This is a genomic window from Paenibacillus sp. 1-8 (assembly GCF_056316205.1).
In genome coordinates this window covers 3,433,420-3,447,208 of the sequence record NZ_CM149995.1, presented here as the reverse complement: position 1 = coordinate 3,447,208, position 13,789 = coordinate 3,433,420, and the positions used below count along the sequence as shown (strand labels likewise).

18 protein-coding genes are annotated in these 13,789 nt (G+C 45.2%); 12 read left to right on the top strand and 6 right to left on the bottom strand.

Going from position 1 to position 13,789, the window contains the following annotated elements:
• Positions 1-110: 110 nt before the first annotated feature.
• On the top strand, positions 111-755 hold the full coding sequence (yqeK, locus tag AC0WRU_RS15820; RefSeq protein ID WP_476125491.1) for a bis(5'-nucleosyl)-tetraphosphatase (symmetrical) YqeK: 645 nt from the start codon (positions 111-113) through the stop codon (positions 753-755).
• Positions 756-798: 43 nt separating this feature from the next.
• Here the strand turns inward: yqeK and AC0WRU_RS15815 are convergent, their stop codons facing one another.
• Positions 799-1,686: a LysR family transcriptional regulator gene (locus AC0WRU_RS15815; protein WP_476125490.1), complete on the bottom strand. Its 888-nt coding sequence runs from the start codon at positions 1,684-1,686 to the stop codon at positions 799-801.
• 118 nt (positions 1,687-1,804) lie between these two features.
• Between AC0WRU_RS15815 and AC0WRU_RS15810 the strand changes: the two genes are divergently transcribed.
• Positions 1,805-2,866: a YeiH family protein gene (locus AC0WRU_RS15810; protein WP_476125489.1), complete on the top strand. Its 1,062-nt coding sequence runs from the start codon at positions 1,805-1,807 to the stop codon at positions 2,864-2,866.
• Between the two features lie 196 nt (positions 2,867-3,062).
• A complete protein-coding gene (locus AC0WRU_RS15805; RefSeq protein WP_476125488.1) occupies positions 3,063-4,649 on the top strand; it encodes a GH25 family lysozyme in 1,587 nt (528 codons plus the stop codon).
• A gap of 73 nt (positions 4,650-4,722) precedes the next feature.
• Here the strand turns inward: AC0WRU_RS15805 and AC0WRU_RS15800 are convergent, their stop codons facing one another.
• Complete coding sequence (locus AC0WRU_RS15800) at positions 4,723-4,992, bottom strand: YuzF family protein (protein ID WP_476125487.1); 270 nt, start codon at positions 4,990-4,992, stop codon at positions 4,723-4,725.
• A gap of 171 nt (positions 4,993-5,163) precedes the next feature.
• Between AC0WRU_RS15800 and AC0WRU_RS15795 the strand changes: the two genes are divergently transcribed.
• Positions 5,164-5,286 carry a hypothetical protein gene (locus AC0WRU_RS15795; RefSeq protein ID WP_014282395.1) on the top strand — a complete coding sequence of 41 codons (123 nt, stop codon included), beginning with the start codon at positions 5,164-5,166 and terminating at the stop codon, positions 5,284-5,286.
• A gap of 203 nt (positions 5,287-5,489) precedes the next feature.
• Here AC0WRU_RS15795 and AC0WRU_RS15790 read toward each other — a convergent pair whose 3' ends face one another.
• Positions 5,490-5,726 carry a hypothetical protein gene (locus tag AC0WRU_RS15790; RefSeq protein WP_476125486.1) on the bottom strand — a complete coding sequence of 79 codons (237 nt, stop codon included), beginning with the start codon at positions 5,724-5,726 and terminating at the stop codon, positions 5,490-5,492.
• Positions 5,727-5,833: 107 nt separating this feature from the next.
• Positions 5,834-6,505, bottom strand: a complete 672-nt coding sequence (locus tag AC0WRU_RS15785; protein WP_476125485.1) for a cupin domain-containing protein — start codon at positions 6,503-6,505, stop codon at positions 5,834-5,836.
• Positions 6,506-6,669: 164 nt separating this feature from the next.
• Here AC0WRU_RS15785 and AC0WRU_RS15780 point away from each other — a divergent pair, with 164 nt between their 5' ends.
• The 7 genes from AC0WRU_RS15780 (at position 6,670) to AC0WRU_RS15750 (ending at position 11,819) form a co-directional block, all read left to right on the top strand.
• Positions 6,670-6,879, top strand: coding sequence for a hypothetical protein (locus AC0WRU_RS15780; RefSeq protein WP_476125484.1), 210 nt, complete (start codon positions 6,670-6,672; stop codon positions 6,877-6,879).
• 313 nt (positions 6,880-7,192) lie between these two features.
• The gene (locus tag AC0WRU_RS15775; RefSeq protein WP_025685330.1) at positions 7,193-7,846 is read left to right on the top strand and encodes a cell wall hydrolase; all 654 of its coding nucleotides are present in this window, start codon (positions 7,193-7,195) and stop codon (positions 7,844-7,846) included.
• Positions 7,847-8,036: 190 nt separating this feature from the next.
• Positions 8,037-8,387, top strand: a complete 351-nt coding sequence (locus tag AC0WRU_RS15770; RefSeq protein WP_476125483.1) for a hypothetical protein — start codon at positions 8,037-8,039, stop codon at positions 8,385-8,387.
• Positions 8,388-8,440: 53 nt separating this feature from the next.
• Positions 8,441-9,427, top strand: coding sequence for a ketoacyl-ACP synthase III (locus tag AC0WRU_RS15765; protein ID WP_476125482.1), 987 nt, complete (start codon positions 8,441-8,443; stop codon positions 9,425-9,427).
• Between the two features lie 233 nt (positions 9,428-9,660).
• Entirely contained in the window at positions 9,661-10,209 is a 549-nt protein-coding gene (locus tag AC0WRU_RS15760) for a GNAT family N-acetyltransferase (protein ID WP_476125481.1), read from the top strand.
• Between the two features lie 132 nt (positions 10,210-10,341).
• Complete coding sequence (locus AC0WRU_RS15755; RefSeq protein ID WP_476125480.1) at positions 10,342-11,445, top strand: glycerol dehydrogenase; 1,104 nt, start codon at positions 10,342-10,344, stop codon at positions 11,443-11,445.
• A 158-nt stretch (positions 11,446-11,603) separates the two neighbouring features.
• Positions 11,604-11,819, top strand: coding sequence for a hypothetical protein (locus AC0WRU_RS15750; protein WP_025685324.1), 216 nt, complete (start codon positions 11,604-11,606; stop codon positions 11,817-11,819).
• 73 nt (positions 11,820-11,892) lie between these two features.
• Here the strand turns inward: AC0WRU_RS15750 and AC0WRU_RS15745 are convergent, their stop codons facing one another.
• Together AC0WRU_RS15745 and AC0WRU_RS15740 are read right to left on the bottom strand one after the other, a co-directional pair.
• A complete protein-coding gene (locus AC0WRU_RS15745; protein WP_476125479.1) occupies positions 11,893-12,924 on the bottom strand; it encodes a glycosyl hydrolase in 1,032 nt (343 codons plus the stop codon).
• Between the two features lie 32 nt (positions 12,925-12,956).
• Positions 12,957-13,235 (bottom strand): hypothetical protein, encoded by a 279-nt coding sequence (locus AC0WRU_RS15740; protein ID WP_476125478.1) that lies wholly within the window; start codon positions 13,233-13,235, stop codon positions 12,957-12,959.
• 346 nt (positions 13,236-13,581) lie between these two features.
• Here AC0WRU_RS15740 and AC0WRU_RS15735 point away from each other — a divergent pair, with 346 nt between their 5' ends.
• Positions 13,582-13,764 carry a hypothetical protein gene (locus tag AC0WRU_RS15735; protein ID WP_025685321.1) on the top strand — a complete coding sequence of 61 codons (183 nt, stop codon included), beginning with the start codon at positions 13,582-13,584 and terminating at the stop codon, positions 13,762-13,764.
• Positions 13,765-13,789 lie beyond the last annotated feature (25 nt).

Here is a 13,789-nt window from a genome sequence, read left to right as displayed (position 1 = left end):
TAGTGCTCCACAAGCAGCCACAGCGATGGGAAGACCATCTGCCTGCGAGTGGCGCGTTATGTACATTTTATAGTAAAATCATCGGAATAAGCGAAGAGGGGGAATAATCCATGAATCCCGTGTTACATCATTACATTGCAGGACTTGAATTTTCCGGGGATCTTTTTTTGGACGTAGAGAAGCTCTTTAACAAACATAACGCTGAAGCTACGTGGGTGCATTGTACGAGGGTAGCCCATGAAGCCAAAGCACTGGCTCTACAATTTCATGCTGATCCGGTCATAGCTGAACGAGCGGGGTGGCTGCACGATATAGGTACTATCATTCCCAATGAAGATAAAGTGGCTGTAGCACAGGCATTACATATCCCCATTTTAGAAGAAGAATTAGCATTTCCGTATATCCTGCACCAAAAGCTGTCCAGAGAGATGACTATTCAGATTTTTGGACGAACGGATGCGGTGCTGCTGGATGCGATTGAATGTCATACCACGCTGCGGAAGTCCATGAGTCTGCTGGATAAGATTTTATTTATAGGAGATAAATTGTCATGGGATCAGGCACACGCTGCGCCTTTTCTACAAGAGATACGCAAGAGTGTAAACAATCATTTGTTAGATGAAGCTATTATGATTTATTTTAACCATGTGTGGAGCAATAAAGAGAAAATGAAGGTTGTGCATCCCTGGTTATTAGCAGCCAGACAGTCTTTATTAAAAGAGCCCGAAGGAGCCGTCACCGATTTATTCGAGTAAGCTCAAGCGCCTTCAAGGGTGCTTTTTTCATGGCTTTTGAGCTTCATCTTTTCACGTTATAGCCTCGCAAAACCTCTAAAAAAACAGAGGCCGCTTTCGTTTCAAATACCTCAGAAGGAGTCAGAAAAGAGAACTTCCGAACGACCGGGAAGCCGCTTATATCCAACACTTTTAAAGTGCCCAAGGTGAGTTCCTTTTGAATCGTCCACTGTGACAGCAAAGAAATGCCCAAGCCTGCTTCTACAGACTCTTTAATAATCTGGTTGCTGCCAAAATTCATAATATGAGCAGGGACAAACTGGAATCGTGCAAACATCTTTTCCGCCGCTTCCCGGGTTCCAGAGCCTTCTTCGCGCAGAATCCATATATCCTCTTGCAACTCAGTTAAACTCACTTGAGATTTATCAGCCAAACGGTGATGATGTGGAACGACGATATACATTTCATCCTCTGCAAACGGTTCAATATACAAATGGTCATGTTGAAATTGTCCTTCAATAATCCCCACATCCAGCTGATTACTAATCACCAATCTTTCGATTTCCTGAGTGTTGCCGATGCTAATGGAGGGCTGAATGAGCGGATATTGACTTCTCATTTGGGCAATCACATGCGGCAGTACATACTCTCCGTATGTGTAGCTTGCGCCAATGGATAGATTGCCTTTTGCCGTATTCATCAGTTCGTCCACCAAATACTGCATTCGAGTATGGAGACGGATAATTTCCTGGGCATGGTGATATACAATTTCACCGGCTTTGGTTAAACGCACATATTTATTACTTCGCTCCAGAAGCCGGGCTCCTACGGTACGCTCCAGCGTTTGAATGTATTGACTTACGGCAGGCTGGGTCATGTGTAACTCTTCGGCAGCTCGTGTGAAGTTTTGTTTCTCCGCGACCATAATAAATACGATTAAAGATTGATCCAAAGCGAACTCCTCCATTTTTATCATATCTGTTTGCTTATGGATACCATTATAATGATTTATTTTTCTTATGGCAAAATACATATTAAGCTTTATGAAGATAGAACTGGAGGTATTCGCCATGAGCAATCACATAAAGCACATGAAATTATCATTAAGTTCCGGTTTACCACAAAAGCGTTCCCCGCACTCTAACCGAAATCGCTTTATCCAGCGTATCTTAGGCATTGGACTGACCATGATATTTGCATTCATGGGGTATGGTCTGAACGAAATACCTGGCTTTCATTATGTAGGCCCTTTGGCTTGCGCCATGTTTCTCGCTGTCTTATACCGACAGCTATGGGGATATCCCGAAGCTTTACGCTCAGGGGTTGAGTTTTCGGCTAAAAAATTGCTGCGAGGGGCTATCGTATTGTACGGGCTAAAGCTCAATATGGATGTTGTCATTCATCATGGTATGGGCTTGCTCCTGCGTGATGTGGGCACCGTCGTATTTTCCATCCTGTTTACGATGTGGCTGGCCAAGCGCTTTAAGGCAGATGCTTCGCTCTCGCTTCTTCTCGGTATCGGGACAGGTGTCTGCGGTGCGGCTGCGATTGCGGCTGTTTCTCCCCTGTTGAAATCCAAGGATGAGGACACGGCTATTGGAGTAGGGCTCATTGCTTTGGTCGGAACCGTATTTGCCATTTTGTTTACTGTGCTTCGACCTTGGCTTCCTTTGACGGATATGCAATATGGAATATGGTCAGGCATCAGTTTGCATGAAATTGCACATGTGGCTTTAGCTGCTGAGCCTGCCGGACAGGATGCTCTCGCGATTGGCTTGCTAGCCAAATTAGGCCGTGTCTTTTTGCTAATACCGCTTAGCTTTATGATCATGTACTGGATGAAGCGAACCGGGAAGATCCACTCGGATGCGAAAATGGAGATCCCCTGGTTTCTCATTGGGTTTGTCATCACAAGTTTGATTGGCAGCTATGTTTTTGGAAAATATATCATTGTTCCCGTGGGTCTGATGAATGGACTTTCTCATATCACCACATTTATGCTAACGATGGCAATGGTAGGCATGGGACTGAACGTGAGCTTTAAGGCCCTGCGGGAAAAAGCGGTGCTTCCTTTACTGGTGCTGTCCATCACCTCGGTCATTCTTGCAGGCTTAACATTTTTAACAGTGTGAATGAAGATACAAAAGAAGTCTCTGCTCGCTATGTAGCCGGCAGAGACTTTTTAGTGCTGCTCATGATAAGATTAAGATATGTGATGACTTATCCGTAACTTTTACATATAATTTGCGTCTATCAAAATGGCGGGTTCTGAGATACTAGGCTGCAAGATTTTCATAAGTGAAAATTTATAGAATGGTAGGGTACATAATGAAGAAAATTTGTTTTTTGGCTTTTTTATTTCTGTTTTTATGGGGATTTCCAGGGGAAACTCACGCTACGTCTTCAAGTTCACATATTGAGCTGAATGGTAAAGATTTAAGTGCTGGGAAGGGAATTCAGACCCAGGAAGTCAAAGGCAACATATTAGTTCCTCTTCGTCTCATTGTGGAGGAATTAGGTTATCGTGTGGATTGGAAGGCCAAGACGGGCACCGTAACTATCCAGGATCGAGATCATCACCTCAGTCTTCAGGTAAATCAAACTATAGCCTCTGTCGATGGTCATCAAATGGGGTTGATGGTAGCTCCATTACTTAGAGATGGAACAACTTATGTTCCTCTTCGTTTTGTATCTGAACAGACTGGGCTTAATGTGACATGGAACAGCAAGCTAAAAACGGTGTTTCTGACTTCCCCGCCTGACTCAAGCGGAAGTAGCGGGTCTTCCCATGGAAGCTCCGATTCTGGTACTCAGGCTATAACTAATACTGTAACTGATGCAGAAGAGAGTACACATGCCACGATAGACCAAATCAGCTTCATGAATCATCAATTGGCAATTACGGTGAATGGAAAAGTAAGTCCTAAAGTCACTACGTTGACCCATGCAGACCGCATCGTTGTAGACATACCTAGTTCTAGGTTCTCCGATGAGTTCCAAGCATCTCTACCTTTGGACAATACGAGACAAGGGGCTTTCCCTGTAGCAGATGATCAGGATGTTTCACAAGTAAGATACTCTTTATTTAGCACAAGTCCCGCGGCGGTACGTATTGTGGTTGACCTGAATAGTAGCCAACCTTTCCATGTGCTAAATGCGGGTGACGGCAAGATTGTCATAGCGCTGGATCAGAAATCAGATGACACAGTGGGGCTAACATCTACCGCGCCTGTTACAGCTACTATAGCCCCTGATACGATCGTACCTGAGCCTGTCATCTCTTCCGACGGACATGCTCAAGGAATCGATGTCTCCCACTATAATGGAACTATAGATTGGCAACAGGTTGCGGCCGCAGGCAAGACATTTGCTTTCATCAAGGCTACAGAGGGGACAACATATCAAGACAATCAATTTTTAGCTAATGTTCAGGGAGCGAGGGATGCCAGCATACTGGTCGGCGCTTATCACTTTTTGAACGCGACAACTACGGATGGTGCTCGTCAGGAAGCAGCTAATTTTGCCAGAGCTTTAGAATCAGCTGGAGGCAGGCTGGACCTGCCGCCAGTGTTGGATTATGAAAATAACCCAAAAGGTCTTTCTCCTGCGCAAATTAGTGAAGTGGCTCATGCATTTTTGGATGAAACGGAGAAGCTTACCGGACGTCTGCCGATCGTGTACACGGGAAATGTTTTTGCTTCCAAGTTTGATCCTACATTTTCTATGTATAAACTGTGGGTAGCCAGATACAGCACGACTCAAAAGCCGACAGCAGTTCCAGCCTGGGATAATTGGTGGGCCTGGCAGTACAGTAGCACAGGCAGTGTTCCGGGTATCCGTGGTAATGTGGATTTGGATGAATTCAATGGAACGATAGATGAACTCCGTTCTTCGCTGGCCGGAGATACTGAATAGCAGAAACCTGTGACAATAGTAAATCCTCGCGAATCCGGTATAGGATCGGCGAGGATTTTTAGCGTCTAATCGTCTAGTTGGGCATAATCCATACGATTTCGCAGATCCGGACAAAGAATTTCTTTCCGTACACATCCAAAATGACATGATCAGGTTTACAGTCCACTACACATCCGTCAATTCTGCCGCGTGTGGTCTCCAGTACAACATATTTGCCAATGACCGATTTTAATGTTTCTACCACATATGGGTCTACAGGGTGTACCACGATGTGATGAGGGGGATGGTGGTGATGGGGAAAAGGCTGATTCGTACTGTAATTGAGCGCTTGATTCGAATTCAATTGCTTCACTCCTTCAGGATTAATTGTGATATCTTATGCTCCTGCCCAGAAAGAGTGTAGGCGAATGCCCAGTCGATGGAAAGAATCATTTCCATTGCCGTTAAGCCCGGTCCATTGGACACCTCTATACATAAGCTATGATGTACCTTGAAATGAAGGAGGAACTTATCCATGGGTGAATGCGAAAGAGGTTGTGGCGGTCAAGTTGGAGGCTACGGAGGTTGGACATCGACAGGGGCTATCCTGGTACTGTTCATTCTGCTGGTCATCATCACCAAGTCGTTATGGATCTAAATTGAAATGAGCGTATTAAATCCCTCACCGGTGTATAGCTGGTGGGGGATTTAAGCGTTTTAAGGGATTCAAGTGACTTGCTTGTATAGTAAAACACCCCAAATAGCAGCTGCCAACTCCTGACGGATGAGTGTCAGGGGTTGCAGCTGTCATAAGAGGTGTTATAGTTTGGTAGACAACAGGGCTTGACGGGTGCAGTGGACTTAAATTAAAGCAATCGCCAACAGGGTGAACAGGCTCAAGGTTAAGATTTGATTACCATATCCATATCCATAACCAGGATAAAAAGCAGACGTCTGAACACGCCCGTTTGATTCTCTTTTTAAGTACACGTTATTGCGATCCACCTTCACGATGGTTCCTTCGTGCTGTTGTCCGTCCATAGTCAAAACACGTACTCTTTTGTTCATACAGCCCAAGCAGTTGTAATAAGCATCCATTCAATCACCCCCTCTTGTACATTCGCATTTTATGAGAGGGATGATGTAACGGTAACGGCTAATATACAGGGAGAGGGCATTCCTACGGATTTATGATCTTATCAGGGTTAGGTCCATTCATGATAAGGGTTAAAGGCGAAGCCGGGATATCCGTCTGTAGGGGCATAGGTTCTTTCCGGGGCGGCCTGCTGGTGCGGGGGAGTATCGGCAAGTCTTACATGTATTCCCGGTTTTTTGGCCTGCTGTTGCTTGCAGTCATTCGGCGGACCGATAATCACAGGCTTTTTGATAGGAGCGAGCGCTTCCTGAATCTTATTCTCATTCAGGCAGTAGGTATGAGCCAGAATATTGCCTGGCGTTAACCGCAATATGTCGGAGCCGAGAATGAATTCGGGCATGGGGGCATTAAAAACCGCTAACAAATGAGTATCATCCATTGTAGCGACCTCGTAGTGCCACCATCCCTGGGGAACATTAACCACTTGACCAGGTGTGATCGGAAAATGCCGCAACTCGCGGGTGAACGGGTTAATCAGTGACACGGTCAATGCCCCAGAGATGCAGTATACCAGCTCTGTGGCATTTTGGTGGTAGTGAGGCTCTATGACGTTGGCTGTGCTCAGGCGAATATCCAGCAGCGATGTATTTACTAACGTATTCAATTGCTGGACCGAAAGCTCGTTAATGGAGTTTTGAGCATCCTTTTGAAACAAAACATTGTCTTTTAAATCATAAGTAAATTGTGCGGAGGGAGAGGTGTAATCCATATATGAATCCACGCGTCGTTCCTGCCTTTCTGCTATTCAAAATTTGATGATCGTACAGCTACCCTATGCATCCGCCCAATGTTGTGTGCAAGGGATGGTTTCCAACTTACAGGAAATCCATTACAATATAAGGGGGTATAGGGAACCAAAATCCAAGTACAGGAGGATAAAAGCAGATGCAGATGGTATCGACCTTTGAGGTGATACAGTTACTTATTATCATCGTATATTTAGCGATCATTGCGGCATGCATTTGGGGATTTGTTTTATTTGTAAAGTTGGCACACCGGGGGATTCAGGTGATGGATATATACATAGTTGAGAAACGTAATTCGAATAAGAAGACGACAGATTCCTTTCCCGGTGGAACTAGAGAAGAAAAATAGCGAAAAAAGTCACGTTTTCAAGTGGTGTCTAAACATGATCAATTGCTCCTAGTACGCGTCGGTCCGTTACGGCTGGCGTTTATTTGTATTCGCAGTTATAGGACCAGAGCCGGATGATACGTAAATGCGGCTTGTGGTATACTGCAACGGACGTGTGAGAGCATCTTTGTCCGATTCCGTATGTAACAACGCGTCATTTCCGCAGCTAGGCATAAGCTATAGCAGAAGAAACATCATCGGATAAACGCCCCTGAGTTGTACAGGCCGGAATGGTTGTACCGGACAGAACAAGAAAGAGGAGGTTGTCTGGAATATGAAAAAATTATCTATGTTGGTCCTGTCCTGCGCATGTATGCTGGGCGCTGTGTTGTCGGTTACGCCAGGACAAGTACAAGCGCAATCGTCAGCGCTGACGAAAGGGGCTCAGAGTGAGCAGGTGCTGAAGCTTCAACAGCAGCTTCATTCGCTCGGTTATTTCAAAGCCGGTTTTACCGGATATTACGGCTCTCTGACCAGTAAAGCGGTTGCCCGTTTCCAACGGGACTATGGTCTTACACCCGACGGTGTAGCCGGAGCAGCAACGCAAGCCAAGCTGGATTCCTTTGGGAAGGTGCGTTTAACAGCTTTGGAGCAGCTTGCCCGGATTATTTATGCCGAGGCACGCGGGGAATCTTTTCAAGGGCAGGTAGCCGTGGGCGCGGTCGTATTAAACCGTGTGCAGTCCAATGAATTTCCGAGCTCAATTCCGGACGTTATTTTGCAGCCAGGACAGTTCACCGCTGTACAGGATGGTCAATACCGCCTGAAACCGAACAAGACCGCGTATCGTGCGGCAAGACAGGCTCTTAATGGTGTTGATCCGACGAACGGTTCCCTGTTTTATTACAATCCGGCCATTGCCACAGCCAAGTGGAGCAAGAGTCGCCCGGCTGTCATTTCTCTTGGCCGCCACACGTTTACAAATTAATCAGCATATGAACACGTAACTTGTCAGCTGCCAGTTGCTTCCTGTAGTCAGGAGGAGTGGCGGCTTTTTTTCACATTCACAAATTTGTAATATATTAGTGGGGATTTATCTATTTTAATATTAAAATTTCTACATATTTTTCCGATAATCTTAATAGACAAAAATAAGAAATCAAAGGAGTCTTACTGAAATGAGTCAAAATCCTTACAGTATCGAAGTGAATCAAACCATTAAAACGGTACATATGGCGGTGAATGGTGTGTTCAGCCAGGCTGAATATGATAGCTTTATCAAGGAATATGTATCCAAGACTTCCTCCATTCAGGCATCCAGCTATACGCTCAAAGTAGACTGTACCCAAATGGCACTGCTGGACCCGGGAGAAGTAGAAAAACTGAAAGGTTCTTTTGTACGGTATAAAGAAACCGGGTTTGCCAAAGTGATTTTTGGGATCAGCCTTCAACAAACGATTATTAAAATGCAGCTCGGTCGTGTAGCACGTGAAGCGGGTTTAAACAACGTAGATATCGTCGTACAGTAATGTTCTGAAGCGGTGACAAACAGCGAGATGAATGTGTAAGGGGGAACCTGCTGATGAGTCATATTAAAATTAAGGCATTGGGTGTGTATTATCCGTCCCATTCGGTGGACAACGAATATTATATCCGTCATTTTGATGAACAGGGCAAAGATATTCGTCGGTTCATGGAGCATATGGGTAGGAAAAAGCGTTACATTATTGATAGCCCGCATGAGAACGGTTTGACGATGGGGATCGCAGCTGCCAAGAAAGCGCTGGATCAAGCTCAAATGACAGGCCGTGATGTGGACATGATCGTGTTTTCCAGCCAAGTCCCGGAGTCGCTGTTCCCTATGAATGCCCTGTTTGTTCATCAAGCAATCGAGGCCAGACATGACGTGGTTGTCATGGATTCTAACGCGAACTGTGCAGGCATGACAGTGGCAGTCGATCAAGCCAGCCGATCTATGCTGTCTAATCCTGATGCGCGCACTGCACTTATCATCGGTTCAGACTATAATTCACTTGTTTCTGGTCCCGAGGATGAAATTACTTATGCGAACTATGGGGATGCCGCTTGTGCAGTTATTTTGGAGCGTACGGAAGAGGATACTGGCTTTATTGATTCTATGTATTTTACGGACCCAGTCAATATAGATAAAATTTTGTACCCGGCTCAGGGATTAGCGGCAACACTCCAAGCAGATGCCCCCGGAAAATATATTCAGTGGCTTCCGTTCGACGCCAATATGGCATTGCCCCCCACATTTGATCTGCTTGAGCGAATTTTGAAGAAGAACGGATTGGCGCCTCAGGATGTACGGGCTTATTGTCTGTCGCAGTTTTCGCTGGCGAATGTGCTGAAAATACAGGATCATTTGGAGCTGGAGGATGCCCAAATGATCTATGTAGGTGATCGTTACGGTTATACAGGCACCAGTAGCCCGTTCATTGCCTTGTATGAAGGCATTGAATCCGGTCGCATCCGGCGCGGTGATTATGTGCTGTTCTGGACGATTGGAGCTGGATATCAGTTGGTTGCTATGCTGTTTAAATATTAAGGAATATGAAAAAGACCTTGCGGCCGCAGGGTCTTTTTGCGCATGATGCCAAGTCAAATGTAATGAAAGATTATTTTTCGAAGAGAGAGTTTAAGGTTATTTGTTTGTGTTTTGTCCGATTGTTTTGTAAAGTTTATACATTGAAATCCTGAGGAGGGCTTGGATTGCGGACGTTTAATAGCATGATCGCTGGAGTACAAAATGGGACAACACAAAACAGGAGATGAAGGGTCATGAAAATCGAAAATTTATTTTACGGGGATCGGATTAAACTGGCCGCTGTCAGGGGAGAAGATGCGGAAACGATGTTCAAATGGGGAGAGGATGCGGAGTATCTGCGAAATGTGGATACGGATTTGGCACTCCCTTATACGCTGAAGCAAATGGAATCGGAAGGCTCACCCAGTTCGAACGAGGTCTATTTCCGGTTGAGAACGTTGGCAGATGATGTCCTGATCGGATTTGTTGCCATTCACGGGATTGAGTGGAATAATCGGATCGGTCAGTTGGCGGTTGGCATAGGCAATGCGGAATATCGTGGGAAGGGCTATGGGGCCGAAGCGGTGCGCCTCATTCTTCGTTATGCCTTTTACGAATTAAATTTGAATCGGGTCGGTCTGGATGTTATTGAGTATAATGAACAGGCCATTCGAACCTATGAAAAGGCGGGTTTCCAGCATGAGGGCAGGGTTCGTTCTGCTGTTCTTCGTGATGGTAATAGCTACGACCGTATTATGATGGGGATATTATATTCCGAGTGGAATGAAAGCGTTAAAGTTTGATGATACACAATTTGTTCATAAAATATTCCATAACCAGCCTTTTAACAGGATCAAAAGAGGTTTATAGTTAAGATGTCACGTACTGAAATACATCGTTTTTTCGGTATGAGTCAAAACTGAGGAGGAATTTACATGACAAACGTTGTAAGGTCCGTTACTTCACCCAAGAAATTTATTTCTGGCCAGAATCTGCTCTCGTCGTTAAATGACTACATTAAGGATTATGGCGATAAAGCCTTTATTATTTGTGATGAGTTTATACTCGAAAAGGCGCAAAAGGAGGCTGGCGCTTCTATTGAAGCGGCTGGCAATCAGGCGATTTTCGAGAAATTCCAATATGAATGTACTAAAGAAGAAATTGAGCGTAACCGGGAATTGGTGCGCAAGCATGGCGCTAACATCATTATAGGGATCGGCGGCGGTAAAACGCTGGATACCGCTAAGGCAACGGCTTATTATGAAAAGCTGCCTGTCGTTATTTTCCCGACGATTGCTTCTACGGATGCCCCTTGTACTGCCCTCGCGGTCATCTACAAGAAAGACGGCTCCTTTGATGAGTATTTGTTCCTGCCAACCAATCCCGACGTTGTACTGGCGGATACGGGCATTCTGGCAGCGGCGCCTGCACGTTTCTTCGCAGCCGGGATTGGCGATGCGCTGGCTACTTATTTTGAAGCGCGGGCTTGTTATCAGTCTAACGGGGACAACCTGGTACTGAACAAGCCTTCCACCACAGGGCTGGGACTGGCCCGTCTCTGTTATGATACGTTGCTGGAAAATGCCGTGAAGGCCAAGCTTGCGGTGGATCGTAAAGTATATACTCGCGCGGTGGAGGATACCATTGAAGCGACAATTTATCTGAGTGGTGTTGGTGCGGAATCAGGTGGGTTGGCAGCAGCGCATGCGATTCATAATGGCATGACGGCTGTACCTTCACTGCATAAAGCACAGCATGGCGAGAAGGTCACATTCGGCTTGCTAACTCAGCTTGTGCTGGAAAATGCGCCGAAAGAAGAACTGGATACTGTCATCAAACTGGTTAAGGACGTAGGTCTTCCTTTGACGCTTCGTGATCTGGGTGTTGAGGAATTTGTCGAGGCTGAATGGCGTCAAGTGGCTGAAACTGCCTGTGCATCGAATGATACGATGGTCAATATGCCGTTTCCGGTCAGTCCTGCTGACGTGTACAACGCCATCATTGCGGCGAATGCGATTGCAGAATCCTATCAGGGATAGTTTTTTCCTCTTAAGAACGAAAATATTTTTTACCAAACGGGTCTGTCCTATTACGGGCAGGCCCGTTTGGTTTCAGCGCGGACTTATTTCATATCTTATTCTAACCGATATACATGTAACAGATGTAATTAGGAATGGTTACAGCAGGAGGAGATTTGATGTTGGTACATGGTAAAACTCGAAGAGGCAGCTTGTACATCCATATGTCCAGCGGTTTTCACAAAATTGGAGATTATCGGGAAGAATACTCAGTAGCACCGGGAGATCGACTGATGTCGAGACTGACCAAGCGAATCTATACCATTGTATCTGTGCATCTCGGTGAAGAGGCGTACGCCGATATTGATCTGGAAGAAGTGATTAGAAATAGTTAAAGCGCTTGGCTTGGTTAGACCTAAAAAAGCTTCAATTTCACTCATAGAGCGAAGTTGAAGCTTTTTTGTTATTTTAGCGCAGGGTCTCGTTGAGAAGGTCCCGTGTGATAATATTATTTTGATTCATGAATGTTCTGATCGTTGATTGCGAATTGGTTGCGGATAGCTCCTTTCCCCATGTCATGGCATAGGCCCAGGCGGGTTGATTTTTTAATAGATTGGAGCTCGGCAAAATATTACTTTCCCCAATTCCGATTGGCTTTCCTTGTGCAAGCTTAAGCAGTCCGGTGTAATATGAGGCTTTGTAATCATTGTTGTAAATATCAGCTGCGAGAATATCCACTCTGTTTATACCCGGAAAAGTTCGACTGTACGGTGTGCTGTATGCGTTCGGTGCATTCGGACTCCATACCCATAACAGATTATTCAGATGGTGAACATTAACGAAGCGGTCATACATCACATTCCAGAGCTGGACGTAATTTTGTTTGTTTCCCCACCAGAACCAGTTGCCGTTCATTTCATGATAGGGTCTCCACAGAACAGGTACATCTGCGTCCCGCAACGTTTTGAGGGAAAGTGCGACCTCATCAATATCTGCAATCAGTTGTCGATATTGCGGGGTACCCGGCGTGATGTAGCGATTAAATTCAGCCTGACTGAGCTTGGTTTGCACGTTTTTCCACGTTTTGGGTTTACCTGGTAACGCTTGATGAAAGGTAATAGCTACAATTCCGCTGGACTGGCTCCACTGAATAGCACTGTCCACAACACGCTGACGCTGCTCTTGTAAGGCTGCATGGGACTGATTGGCTAGTCCTCCAAACTCATAGCCATGGAGTCCTGCATATTGTCCGCTGATTTGTTGTAACTTGTTGTTTTGTTCATCCGGTGCCTCTAAATAATCATGCTGCCCGGAGATTAGCGTACCCTCCGGCACATTGGAAAGGTAGGTAAGTAGTTGCCTGGCTTTGGCAGATGCCTGGGAATTAACAGGCGGAGCGGCATCAGCTATAATGAACGATTGCTGAGAGACACTGAATAGTAAAACAAGTAGTAGCAGTAGCACCCTTTGTAACCAAAAGCGTATTGAGTGAGATTTCATGGCGCTCCTCCTTTGATGACATCATGATGAAATTACATTTTTTCTTTGCGTTTTCTCAGTTGGTTACCTGCGCTAATGAGGATTATTAGCAAACAGAAGTAGACTAATCGGTTCAATTCCTGTGAATACATCCAGTCTTTTACCAGAAGGAAGCCGAAAATCAACGTAAGCAAGCCCATGGTAAGAACCATTTTGGTGTGCGCTGGACGGCTGCTGCGTTTGGAAATCCAGTGTATGATGCCTAGAACGATGGCTGCCTGAAGTAAAAACATGCCCATTAACATTAAAGTAACTAGAAAGATTGGGGACATCGGTATCCTCCTCCTAAATTACAATCAGATTATGCAGGTTGTAACCGGGATGCGGATCATGGATGTGAATTCAATACAGATGGATAGTTGTACTCTCGTTACGATCATGATTAAGTTGACTAAATTATACCATAACTACCGTCCTGCAATAAAAGGTGTCAAAATACCTACTCTGCCTTGATTCACCATCATACGCTATATTCAGTGAAATATTGACACATAGTTGTACACTTCATAAATATGCAGGTGCAGTGGGAAATATACAGTAAGCATGAGTATAAAATCAATGCGAAATCAGTGGAAAAGTTTGGTATCATTAAGGTGTATTGATAAGGAGGTCATTTACATGAATGAAGATAACCGACCGTTTTCTAGCCCTGTAGATGCTGAAGGAGCCAAAGCGAATTTTGATGCGAACCAGCGGAAGCTTCACTCTGAGGGAGCCTCTGGTTTATGGCGTCAGGTCAGCAATCTGCTTATTCTGGTTGGCGTGATTGCGTTGATTATTATTTTAGGTCGATTGCTCTAAGGATGGCATCTGTGAAATAAAGCCG

Bases quoted from the DNA above. Each gene is read 5' to 3' on its own strand.
- yqeK (WP_476125491.1), top strand. From the start codon at position 111: ATGAATCCCGTGTTACATCATTACATTGCAGGACTTGAATTTTCCGGG.
- AC0WRU_RS15810 (WP_476125489.1), top strand. From the start codon at position 1,805: ATGAGCAATCACATAAAGCACATGAAATTATCATTAAGTTCCGGTTTA.
- AC0WRU_RS15805 (WP_476125488.1), top strand. From the start codon at position 3,063: ATGAAGAAAATTTGTTTTTTGGCTTTTTTATTTCTGTTTTTATGGGGA.
- AC0WRU_RS15795 (WP_014282395.1), top strand. From the start codon at position 5,164: ATGGGTGAATGCGAAAGAGGTTGTGGCGGTCAAGTTGGAGGCTACGGA.
- AC0WRU_RS15790 (WP_476125486.1), bottom strand. From the start codon at position 5,726: ATGGATGCTTATTACAACTGCTTGGGCTGTATGAACAAAAGAGTACGT.
- AC0WRU_RS15780 (WP_476125484.1), top strand. From the start codon at position 6,670: ATGCAGATGGTATCGACCTTTGAGGTGATACAGTTACTTATTATCATC.
- AC0WRU_RS15775 (WP_025685330.1), top strand. From the start codon at position 7,193: ATGAAAAAATTATCTATGTTGGTCCTGTCCTGCGCATGTATGCTGGGC.
- AC0WRU_RS15770 (WP_476125483.1), top strand. From the start codon at position 8,037: ATGAGTCAAAATCCTTACAGTATCGAAGTGAATCAAACCATTAAAACG.
- AC0WRU_RS15765 (WP_476125482.1), top strand. From the start codon at position 8,441: ATGAGTCATATTAAAATTAAGGCATTGGGTGTGTATTATCCGTCCCAT.
- AC0WRU_RS15760 (WP_476125481.1), top strand. From the start codon at position 9,661: ATGAAAATCGAAAATTTATTTTACGGGGATCGGATTAAACTGGCCGCT.
- AC0WRU_RS15755 (WP_476125480.1), top strand. From the start codon at position 10,342: ATGACAAACGTTGTAAGGTCCGTTACTTCACCCAAGAAATTTATTTCT.
- AC0WRU_RS15750 (WP_025685324.1), top strand. From the start codon at position 11,604: ATGTTGGTACATGGTAAAACTCGAAGAGGCAGCTTGTACATCCATATG.
- AC0WRU_RS15745 (WP_476125479.1), bottom strand. From the start codon at position 12,924: ATGAAATCTCACTCAATACGCTTTTGGTTACAAAGGGTGCTACTGCTA.
- AC0WRU_RS15740 (WP_476125478.1), bottom strand. From the start codon at position 13,235: ATGTCCCCAATCTTTCTAGTTACTTTAATGTTAATGGGCATGTTTTTA.
- AC0WRU_RS15735 (WP_025685321.1), top strand. From the start codon at position 13,582: ATGAATGAAGATAACCGACCGTTTTCTAGCCCTGTAGATGCTGAAGGA.